This window comes from Bordetella sp. 15P40C-2, from assembly GCF_009763235.1.
Taxonomy (GTDB): Bacteria; Pseudomonadota; Gammaproteobacteria; order Burkholderiales; family Burkholderiaceae_B; genus Bordetella_A.
The window spans coordinates 178,646-188,662 of the sequence record NZ_WSJA01000001.1 but is presented as its reverse complement, the minus strand read 5'-3'; the positions used below and the strand labels follow the sequence as shown (position 1 = coordinate 188,662).

Sequence of the window (10,017 nt, the reverse complement as noted above, 5' to 3'; positions counted from 1 at the left end):
CCTCGGGGGACGATTCCCCGGCGATCGCGATGCAGTCCATCGGTGGGGGTGGGGGCACGGGCGGCGCGGGTAACAGCAGTTCGAAGCTGCTGGAACAGGATAGCCACGCCATGCAGATTTCCGTAGGCGGCAATGGCGGCCTGTCCGGATCGGGCGGCACGGTAAACGCCAGTTTTGGCACGGCCGCCAACACATCCGGTGATCGTGCTTATGGCTTGCTGGTGCAATCCATCGGCGCCGGCGGTGGCCTGGCCGGGGCTGGCCAATCCAGCAACCTGACGGCGGTGAGCTTAGGTGGGCGTAACGGTGCCTCGGGCAATGGCGGCGCCGTTACGGTCAACTTGAATGCCGGCAGCACCATTACGACGGCCGGCGCGGGTGCCCATGCGTTGATCGCACAGTCTATCGGCGGCGGGGGTGGCATTGCCGGCGATACCGCCATGGGCGTGCAGCTAAACGGCGCGGACTGGATCCCCACGGGGGTGAACGCTGACGGAAGGCCCGTGACCAGCGGCGACGGTGATGGCGGCGTGGTTGACGTGACATCCAACGCGAACCTCAGCACCACGGGCGCCAACGCATTCGGGATCTTGGCCCAGTCCATTGGCGGCGGTGGCGGGTTAGGCGGCTCTGCCAATGGGGGCTTTGCGGGCAGTACGGGCGCGGCCGATGGGCAGGGACGCGGACAAGACGTGACGGTGACTCAGAACGGCACCATCAATGTGTCGGGTCAGGGCGCCACGGGCATCTTTGCGCAAAGCGCGGGTCCGCAGGGCTCGGGCACGATCACGGTGAACGTGAATGGCACCGTGATCGGTGGAACAGGTACCCAGGCGTACGGCGTATGGATCGCGGGTGATGGGCAGAATGTGCTGAATGTCGGGGCCGATGCGCAAATCGTCGCCGGCGATGGTGGCTCGGCGGTGCGTGGTGACGGCGCACCGGTACAGCAATCGACCGCCGCGATGGCAAAACGATCCAGCACGGGCGCGTTGGCCGTCAACAACGCGGGTCTAATCCAGGGCAACATCGCATGCCAAGGCGGCGGTATCGTCTGCGACGTGCGCAATATGCCCAGCGGTACCTTGAGCCATGCGACGCTTTACCAGGCCAATGTGGACAACGCGGGACGGCTGATCATCGGTACGCCGGGCAGCTTCGGGACGCTGACCATCGACGGTGAGCTGAACCTGCGTCCAGAAGGTTTCCTGCAGGCCGATGTGGATTTCGCGGCCGTGAAGGCGCCGCAGATGATCGTGCAAGGCAACGCGCGCTTAGACGGGCAAGTCGATGTGCGGCCGGTCACGTTGTTGCCTGATCGTGCCGTGACGCTCGCGACCGTGCAGGGGGACATTCAGGGTATGCCCAGCGCGCTGGATAGTCCGGTCGTGAACTACGACGCCCAATTGCAAGGCCAGCAATTGCGGGTCCGGGCGGCGAGCGCTGACTTTGCCGCGCCTTCGATGCAGTTGAAAGATAACCCTCGTGCGGTCGCGGGCCATTTGCAGAGTGCGTGGGATCTCGGGGGCAACACGCAACTCGCGCCCTTGTTTGCATCGTTGGATATGGCATCGCGTCAGGGCTCGGATGCCTATGCGGGCCAGCTTTCCGACTTGTCCCCAGGAGCCGCCGTTGCGCCCGCGGCGCAGATGCAAGCCAGCATGGCGCGCTTTAACAATGCCATGATGTCTTGTCCCAAAGATCAGATCGATGATCCATTGTCAGGCGAGCAGGACTGCGTGTGGGGACAAGTCACCAGCTTCCGTATTGATCAGGATGGCTCGGGCGGGGTGGCCGGCTTCAAATACGATGGCATCAATTATCAAGTCGGCGGACAGCGTCAGGTGAGCCCCGGCTGGTTTCTCGGTGGCTCGGTTGCCTATCAGAATACCCACTTGCGCGGCGACGATGGCCGCGTGAGCGGCAAGGGCGATAGCGGCTACGCAGGCGTGGTGCTCAAGCGCGAGACAGGGCCTTGGACCTTTTCAGCCGCTTTGGGCGGAGGCTATGGCCAGTTCGACATCGACCGCCGGATCCGCATTCCGGGGCAAAGCAGTACCGCAAGCTCCAACCTCGATGTGTATGGCGCGAGCTTGCGTCTGCGCGCGGCGCGCACCTTTGCATCAGAGCAGTTTTATGTGAAGCCCTATGTCGACTTGGACGCCTTCTATACCCATATGCCGCGCTATCGTGAATCGAGCAATGACTTGCACCTTGATGTGGATAGCAGTAACGAGTTCATCGTGGGCTTGTCGCCCACGCTGGAGGCGGGCGCGAAGCTGCCGTTGAACAATGGTGCGGTGCTGCGCCCGTTCGCCTATGCGGGCGTGACGTTTCTCTCGAAAGATGAATACACCGCCAAAGCGCGGTTGCAGGGTGCACCCGCGGGCGCGAGCGCATTCAAGACCTCGGTGCCGATGGATGACGTGATTGGTCGGGTAGGGGCCGGCCTGCAGGTCACCAATGCGGGCGGCGTGGATTTTCGCTTGCAGTATGACGGAGACTTTTCTTCCCACATTCAGAGTCATCGAGCGTCGTTACGGGTGATGGTACCGTTTTGACGGCCGTGCGATCATCATGCGTCGGACAGTAGCAGGAGTACATGGATGAAACGACGCACGCTGCTTAATGCGGGCGCGCTGGCTGCGGGAACGCTGCTCGTGCCAGGCGTTGTCAAGGCGGCGGCCGCAGAGCCAGACGCGGACTTGATGACGATGGTGCGTGGGGAAGCTCGCCGGCTGATGAAAACGCACGCCATTCCCGGGATGGCGGTGGCGGTGACATACCAAGGCCGCCACGTCTTTATCAACGAAGGCGTGGCGTCAATGGAAAGCCGCCAGCGCGTCACGGAAAGCACTCTTTTTGAGGTGGGCTCCATCAGCAAAACATATACGGGCCTGCTGGGCGGATACGCGCTGGCGCATCGCTCGATCGCGCTCTCCGATGTAGCGAGCAAGTATCTGGAGGACCTGTCAGGTAGCGCTTTGGGCGATGTCAGCCTGCTGGAGCTGGCGACCTATACCGCTGGGGGGCTGCCTTTGCAGCTTCCGCCCGAGGTCACGGATTACCCGAGCATGCTCGCTTACTTTCAGCGTTGGACGCCGCAATATCCTGCGGGCACCCACCGGCGCTATTCAAATCCCAGCATCGGTTTGTTTGGTTTGCTTGTGGCTAACAGCATGCGAGAGCCTTTCCAGCCGCTCATCCAGGACTTACTGGAGCGCTTGGACCTGAAGCAGACCTTCATCAATGTGCCCGCGGAGAAGATGCAGGACTATGCGTACGGTTATACCAAGGACGGCGCTCCCATACGCATGTCGCCCGGCATGCTTGATGCCCAGGCGTATGGCATCAAGACCTCGGCAGCTGACTTGATTCGTTTCGTGGACGCGCATATGCAGCGCGACCCGCTCGATCCAATGTTGCGGCTTGCCGTGAATGCCAGCTTATCTGGTTACTATCAAATAGGACCCATGAGGCAAGGGCTAGGCTGGGAGAGTTATGAATGGCCGACCACTATCGACCGCCTGCTTGACGGCAACTCTACTCAGATGGCGCTGCACTCCAATCCCGCAGCCATACTGCACCCACCCGTGTCGCCAGACAAGCCGATGTACATCAACAAATCAGGTTCCACCAATGGTTTCGGCGCTTACGTCGCGTTTATTCCGCATCACCAGGTGGGTATTGTGATGCTGGCGAACAAAAATTTTCCCATTCCGGCACGGGTGGAAAGTGCGTTCAGGATACTCGGCTCCCTGCCGGTGTCGCTATGAATCGTGCTTGTGTTGAGGTTTACCGCGCGTAGATCCAGAGGCCATTTTTTCCAGTTCCTTTTTGTCCATGGACTCATACATGGACTTCGAGGCTCCTTTCAAGTCGCTCTTTTTCTGTTCACCGCGCTTGGCGGATAACGCCGCGCCCGCGGCGCGTTGTTGGGCTTGAGACTTAGCAGGCATCATCGCCTCCATGAATAGAACTATGTAAATGATCCGCCGGCAAGGTACGTGCCCGGGGCTAAACCCTCTATCTGTCCCCACCCGGCGGTGTACGCCCACCTTTGCGGCCCGGGTCTTCCCGGCCTGTGTCGGGCGGCGTGAAATTGCCCTCGCGGGAGATTCCGCCATTGCGCGCCGCTTCGTCGGCGGCATCGGTGCCGCGATCGAAAGCCGGACGATCGCCGCCCTGAGCGCGGGGCGGATGGTCCATGTCCGGGCGCGCTGTTTCTTCATCCGAAGTGTGTCGAGGACGCGGTGCGCCGCGATTGGGGTCGGGGTGAGCGGGACGCCCTTCCCGGTTCGCGGCGGGGACGGCGGGTTTAATCAAATCGGTCATGGCAAATCTCCATCAACGCAGGTACGTGCTACCCACGCGTCGCGCTGCAAGTGCTGTTCCCATCGACCCTGATGACGGCTTTGACGGCTTCGGCCAGGCGCGATTCTTGCGGCATTCCCCGCCGTCATCCGTACGACTCCAAAGGGGATACCCGTGAATGTCATTGTTGAACCCCGGTACGCTCCGACCGTACATCCCCTGCATGGTGTGTTGTTGGCCGGGGCACTGGCTCTGTTTCTCGGAACGCTGCTTTCCGATGTCGCCTATTCCAAAACCTTCGAAATCCAGTGGAAAAATTTCTCGTCCTGGATGCTCGCTGGCGCACTGCTGTTTAGCGGGGTTGCGTTAGTGTGCGCCATTGTGGGCATTTTCCGCCCCATCCAGCGCGCCCGGGGCTTTGTTCCCTATGCCATCGTGCTGTTGGTTACCTGGGTAGTGGGCTTTCTGAATGCCCTGATGCATGCGCGCGACGCGTGGGCCAGCATGCCAACAGGACTGGTGATGTCGGTTATCACGTTTGTGCTGGCATGCATTGCCACGTGGCTAGGTTTTCGCACGCCGCATGTTGTACGCACCACGTATAGGGGCTCCGTATGAAATACCTACGTTCGCTCGCCGCCATACCCTTGATGACTGCAGCGGGTATCTGCGGCGCACAATCGGGATCGGCCCAGGTGGGACCCGATCCGCAACTGCCCAAGCCCGAACGCGGATTATTGCCCGACATGGTGATCGCGGAACCGACGGAGTGGGGGGACAAGAAGCCCACCGTCCCGGAAGGATTCACCATCACCGCGATCGCCAAGGATTTGCAGATCCCTCGGCAGACTTTGTTGCTGCCCAATGGCGACATTCTGGTAGCCGAAGGGCGAGGTGGCAACGCCGCCAAGATCACGCCCAAGGACGTGATCGCCGGCATTATCAAAGCCAAGGGCACCAGCCCCGTCAAGGGTGGCAACCGTCTGACGTTATTGAGAGATCCCGAGGGCGACGGAACGTACGAGCAATCCGTCTTCGCCGAAGGATTGAATGCCCCGTATGGCCTCGCGCTGATCGGCAACAACCTTTATGTCGCCAATCAGGACGCTGTGGTTCGCTTTGATTACCAGCCCGGGCAGACACGAGCCAGTGGGCCGCCGGAAACCGTGACGCCCTTGCCATCAGAGATCAACCATCACTGGACCAAGGCCATGACGGCCAGTGCCGATGGTCAATATCTGTATGTCGGTATCGGTTCGAATAGCAACATCACCGAGCGTGGCATGACCGCCGAGGCCGACCGTGCGCGCGTCTGGCGCATTAATGCCCAGACCGGCGAAACGAAGACCTTTGCCACCGGGCTGCGCAATCCCACGGCGCTGGCGATCAACCCGCAGACGCAGCAATTGTGGGCGGTCGTCAATGAACGCGATGAGATCGGTTCGGATCTGGTTCCAGACTATCTGACTTCGGTGCAGGAAGGCGCCTTCTACGGATGGCCATACAGCTACTGGGGCCAGAATGTCGACGAGCGCGTGCGGCCGCAGAACCCGGACAAAGTCGCTTCGGCTATTAAGCCGGATTACGCGCTCGGTTCGCATGTTGCCGCGCTGGGGGTGGCATTTTCCCATGAATCGATGGGGCCGAAATTTGCCAATGGAGCGTTCGTCGGCGAACACGGCAGCTGGAACCGGCGTGAACCGGCTGGCTATAAAGTCGTGTTCGTACCGTTTACCGACGGGCGTCCCTCCGGGCCACCGCAGGATTTCGTGGCCGGCTTTCGCGATAGCGATGGTAAAACCAGAGGCCGCCCCGTTGGCGTGACGGTCGATCCGCGCGGGGCTCTGATCGTGGCCGACGACTTATCGAATACGGTTTGGCGCGTGACACCCACACAGGGGTCGCAGGCCGCACAGCCCGATGCGACGCCAGAACCCACGGCGCTGGCGCAGCTGAGATAGCGTCACCCGCATCGCAGCGCCCCGTTAGGTTGGTACCGGGCGCTCGGGCCGCTTACGATGGAGTCCAGAGACAGATTCCCGAGCGGCCCAATTCATCAGTCCGCCTGACTAACCCGATAGCGCCTCAATGACCCTGCACCGAGCCCGCTTTATCCGCAAGCCTCCTCGCACACTGCTCACGTTATGCGGACTCCTGTTGCCCATGATCGAAAGCGCAGCGCAGACTGCGGTACAGGAGGCGGAAGTTCCCACCTTAGCGCCGGTCATTGTCGCTAGCATCCATTACAGCGCAGCCTTGCTCGACATTCCCGCTTCGGTCAGCGTGGTCGATGGAGAACGCCTGCGGTTCGATTCACCCGGCATCGATCTGGCTGAAGGACTGGGTGGCGTGCCTGGACTGCAGATACAGGACCGCTGGAATTACGCGCAGGACTTGCAGTTATCCATCCGGGGTTTCGGAGCGCGTTCCACGTTCGGCGTGCGTGGTGTGCGTTTGTATGTCGACGGCATACCCGCCACTATGCCAGACGGCCAGGGACAGACGTCTAACATCGACATCGCGTCCGCGGAGCGCATAGAGGTATTGCGCGGCCCGTTCTCGGCGCTGTATGGCAACTCCGCGGGTGGCGTCGTACAAGTATTTACCGAAGAAGGCGAAGCTCCACCGCGACTTCAGGCGAAGGCATCCGCCGGTAGTTACGGCACCTACAACTATGGCCTCAAAGCCAGCGGTGCAAACGGCGATTTTGACTATGTGCTGAGCTTCAATCGATTGACCACCGATGGCTATCGCGAACACAGTGCTGCGCGCAAGAATCTGGGCAATGCCAAACTTGGCCTGCAACTAGACGATAAAAGCCGAGTAACCGTCATCGTCAATAGCGTCGACGTGAAAGCACAAGATCCATTGGGCCTGACGCGCGCCCAGTATGAAGACGATCCGCGACAGGCCACGCCTCAGGCCAGCCAGTACAACACGCGCAAGACCGTACGTCAGACCCAAGGCGGGCTGCTGTATGAACGGCAGATCGATGCCGATAATGAGTTGCGCGCGATGGTGTACTTTGGGCAGCGCGATATGACGCAGTATCTGTCGATACCTCCCGCCGCGCAGTTGAATCCGGGCCACGCGGGCGGCGTCATCGGCTTGGAGCGTCAATACGGCGGCCTGGATCTGCGCTGGACCACGCGCTCGCAGCTGGCCGGGCAGCCCTTAACCCTGGTGGCGGGCCTGGGTTACGACAGCCTGCATGAAGACCGCAAGGGTTATGAGAACTTTACCGGCCCGCCTTTTGCGCCCACTGACTTAGGGGTGAAAGGCCGGCTGCGCCGCGACGAAACCAATCGCGTCTACAACATTGACCCTTATGTGCAAGCCTCTTGGAATTTCGCGCCGCGCTGGACGCTGGACGCGGGTCTGCGATATAGCACCGTCAAATTCGACTCCGACGATGATTACCTGTCTGACGGCAATGCGGACGATAGCGGCAGCGCACGATATCGCAGAGCATTACCAGTGACCTCGCTGCGTTATGCGCTGACGCCATCCAGCTCGCTCTACGCCTCCTATGGACAGGGCTTCGAAACGCCTACGACAAACGAAGTGTCCTATCGGCCTGACGGACGGGCAGGGTTAAACCTCGGCTTAAAGCCCGCCATCAGTGATAACTACGAGATCGGCTACAAATCCGAAGCTGACCAAGGGTTGTTTTCACTCGCGATTTTTCATACCGACACCCGAAACGAGATCGTGGCCGCGGAAAACTTTAATGGACGTACCTCCTATCGCAATGCCGGACGCACGCGCCGCAGCGGCATCGAGGCGGCCTGGAGCGGACGCGTCGTCTCCGATTGGCGTGCCGACCTGGCCTATACCTGGATCAACGCACGCTATCGCGATAACGTCAGCGACTCTGGAATCCGCTCGGGGAATCGGATTCCGGGCATTGCGCAACACATGCTGTATGGCGCGCTGGCATGGGCGCCCGAGCAAGGCTGGCGTGCTGGCGTAGAAGGGCGCTTCATGGGCAAGGTATATGTGGACGACGCCAATAGCGATTCCGCGGCCGGCTACTTTGTGGCGTCACTCTCGACAGGCTACCGATGGCAGCACCGCGCCTGGACATGGGACGCCTACGCGCGCGTCGACAACCTCTTTAATCGCGAATATATCGGATCGGTGATCGTCAATGATGGCAACGGGCGGTATTTCGAGCCCGCAGCCGGGCGCAACTGGAGCGCGGGCTTGGTGGCGTCGTACGCGTTTTGATCGGAAACTCAGGCCGCCGTATGCCGCCGCGCCAGCACGATCACACCGTCTTCGTCGGCGTACAGCCATTCCCCAGACTTCACGGTATGCCCATGGATCGTCACTTGAGGTGCCGCACCGGCTGGCGGCATTTCAGTAGCACGCGTCGGTATAGAACCCAAGGCATGAACCCCCACCGGCATGCGCGCCAATATCCGGGTGTCACGCACATAGCCGTGTATCACGATGCCGCTCCAGCCGTTTTGTACCGCCATGGCCGCCATGCGGTCGCCCAGGATGGCTTGGGTAGGGCTACCCTGCGCATCGACCAGCAACACCCGGTTGTTTCCCGGTTGCGATAGCAAAGGCGCCAGGGACATCGCGCCTCCAGGCCGGGGCGCATCGACTGTGACGATTTCCCCAAAATACCAGCTGCGACCGCCATACGTCCGGTACGCCGGCGGCAGTATCCGCAGCTCAAGCGTGGGATCGTTCAACGCCAGATCGCACAAATCGGCCGTGCACCAGGTGGTATCAGGCGCGTTGTCGTAGCTAGGAGGAACGAAATTGGTCATGGGCAATATCCGGCGTCGAAAGGCCGGCCCGCGCCGGCTGGCAGAGATTGTCCTTGCGCGCGGGCCGTATGGCAAGCGCCGTGGCTTAACTCGCGCGCTGCGCCGTCCAGGTGCCTTGACCTTGCACACTGCCTTGCATCTTGTCGCCCGACACTTTGCCGGTGTAGGTTTGGCCTCCCACCGCGAAATGGATCTCGTCCCCCGTCAAACGGCCGTGGCTGATGGGTAGCTCGTTGCCGTTGTCGCGCATCGCGCCCTCGAGCATTTGGTATTTCTGCCGCAGCACCAACTCCTTGCCATCCATATTCCATGTGCCCGCGACTTTGGCCGGCACGATCCATTTATACGCGCTGCAGTAGGCCGAGCAGTCTTTCACTGCACGCGCCGTCTCGTCGGGTTCCCAATCGTCCATGGTGAAAGAGTTCGACAAAATACGCGTGCCCGGCTTCATATCGAGCAGGGTGGGGCGCAGTTTGACGTTCAAACTGGGCAACAAGAACATCGTCACCACGGTGGCTTCGGAGAAATCGGTTTTGAAAATGTCGCCCTCTTCGAATACCGCTTTATCCTCTACACCAGCGTCGCGGGCCGCCTGTTTGGCCAGCACCACCATGTCCGGGTTGAATTCAATCCCGCGCGACGGGATGCCGCGTTGCGCCGCCGTGATGACCGTGCGGCCATCACCGGAACCCAGATCGACGAGCCGGTCTTGCGGTGTGAGCTGCGCCATGTCCAGCATTCGGTCGACCAACGCCTGCGGCGTCGGTACCCAAACCACATCTTTGCCGGCTTGGCCGACCGTGGGCTGGTACTTATTCGTCGCCGGGGCAGCCTGCTGACCCCAGGCGCTGCCCTGCAAGGCAAAGATCGACACGACTACGGCTGCTAAAGAGTGCTGCATCGCTTTCATGGACTTTCT

The 10,017-nt window shown here is 61.0% G+C and carries 9 protein-coding genes; 5 read left to right on the top strand and 4 right to left on the bottom strand.

Translation table 11 applies throughout. The annotated features are described in order from the left end of the window. A partial coding sequence (locus GOQ25_RS00895) for an autotransporter domain-containing protein (RefSeq protein ID WP_160348545.1) occupies positions 1-2,561 on the top strand: 2,561 nt, incomplete at its 5' end. A 45-nt stretch (positions 2,562-2,606) separates the two neighbouring features. Then, complete coding sequence (gene ampC / locus GOQ25_RS00890; RefSeq protein ID WP_160348544.1) at positions 2,607-3,776, top strand: class C beta-lactamase; 1,170 nt, start codon at positions 2,607-2,609, stop codon at positions 3,774-3,776. On the opposite strand, the gene GOQ25_RS00885 is transcribed toward ampC, so the two are convergent. Further along, entirely contained in the window at positions 3,771-3,959 is a 189-nt protein-coding gene (locus GOQ25_RS00885; RefSeq protein ID WP_160348543.1) for a DUF3008 family protein, read from the bottom strand. The two genes, ampC and GOQ25_RS00885, sit on opposite strands and share 6 nt — an antisense overlap. A gap of 67 nt (positions 3,960-4,026) precedes the next feature. Further along, complete coding sequence (locus GOQ25_RS00880; RefSeq protein WP_160348542.1) at positions 4,027-4,335, bottom strand: hypothetical protein; 309 nt, start codon at positions 4,333-4,335, stop codon at positions 4,027-4,029. Positions 4,336-4,488: 153 nt separating this feature from the next. On the opposite strand from GOQ25_RS00880, the gene GOQ25_RS00875 reads away from it, so the two are divergent. The 3 genes from GOQ25_RS00875 to GOQ25_RS00865 all read left to right on the top strand — a co-directional run bounded on the left by GOQ25_RS00875 (position 4,489) and on the right by GOQ25_RS00865 (position 8,544). Then, positions 4,489-4,932 (top strand): DUF2231 domain-containing protein, encoded by a 444-nt coding sequence (locus GOQ25_RS00875; RefSeq protein WP_160348541.1) that lies wholly within the window; start codon positions 4,489-4,491, stop codon positions 4,930-4,932. Then, positions 4,929-6,275, top strand: a complete 1,347-nt coding sequence (locus GOQ25_RS00870; protein ID WP_160348540.1) for a sorbosone dehydrogenase family protein — start codon at positions 4,929-4,931, stop codon at positions 6,273-6,275. The genes GOQ25_RS00875 and GOQ25_RS00870 overlap by 4 nt, the downstream gene beginning before the upstream one ends. A gap of 202 nt (positions 6,276-6,477) precedes the next feature. Continuing rightward, positions 6,478-8,544: a TonB-dependent receptor gene (locus GOQ25_RS00865; protein ID WP_202109284.1), complete on the top strand. Its 2,067-nt coding sequence runs from the start codon at positions 6,478-6,480 to the stop codon at positions 8,542-8,544. An 8-nt stretch (positions 8,545-8,552) separates the two neighbouring features. On the opposite strand, the gene rraA is transcribed toward GOQ25_RS00865, so the two are convergent. Next, positions 8,553-9,098, bottom strand: a complete 546-nt coding sequence (rraA, locus tag GOQ25_RS00860; RefSeq protein ID WP_160348538.1) for a ribonuclease E activity regulator RraA — start codon at positions 9,096-9,098, stop codon at positions 8,553-8,555. Positions 9,099-9,183: 85 nt separating this feature from the next. Further along, entirely contained in the window at positions 9,184-10,008 is an 825-nt protein-coding gene (locus GOQ25_RS00855) for a cyclopropane-fatty-acyl-phospholipid synthase family protein (protein ID WP_160348537.1), read from the bottom strand. Positions 10,009-10,017: the final 9 nt, after the last annotated feature.

Coding starts and splice junctions, on each gene's coding strand:
- GOQ25_RS00855 (WP_160348537.1), bottom strand. CDS start 10,008: ATGAAAGCGATGCAGCACTCTTTAGCAGCCGTAGTCGTGTCGATCTTT.
- GOQ25_RS00880 (WP_160348542.1), bottom strand. CDS start 4,335: ATGACCGATTTGATTAAACCCGCCGTCCCCGCCGCGAACCGGGAAGGG.
- rraA (WP_160348538.1), bottom strand. CDS start 9,098: ATGACCAATTTCGTTCCTCCTAGCTACGACAACGCGCCTGATACCACC.
- GOQ25_RS00870 (WP_160348540.1), top strand. CDS start 4,929: ATGAAATACCTACGTTCGCTCGCCGCCATACCCTTGATGACTGCAGCG.
- GOQ25_RS00865 (WP_202109284.1), top strand. CDS start 6,478: ATGATCGAAAGCGCAGCGCAGACTGCGGTACAGGAGGCGGAAGTTCCC.
- ampC (WP_160348544.1), top strand. CDS start 2,607: ATGAAACGACGCACGCTGCTTAATGCGGGCGCGCTGGCTGCGGGAACG.
- GOQ25_RS00885 (WP_160348543.1), bottom strand. CDS start 3,959: ATGCCTGCTAAGTCTCAAGCCCAACAACGCGCCGCGGGCGCGGCGTTA.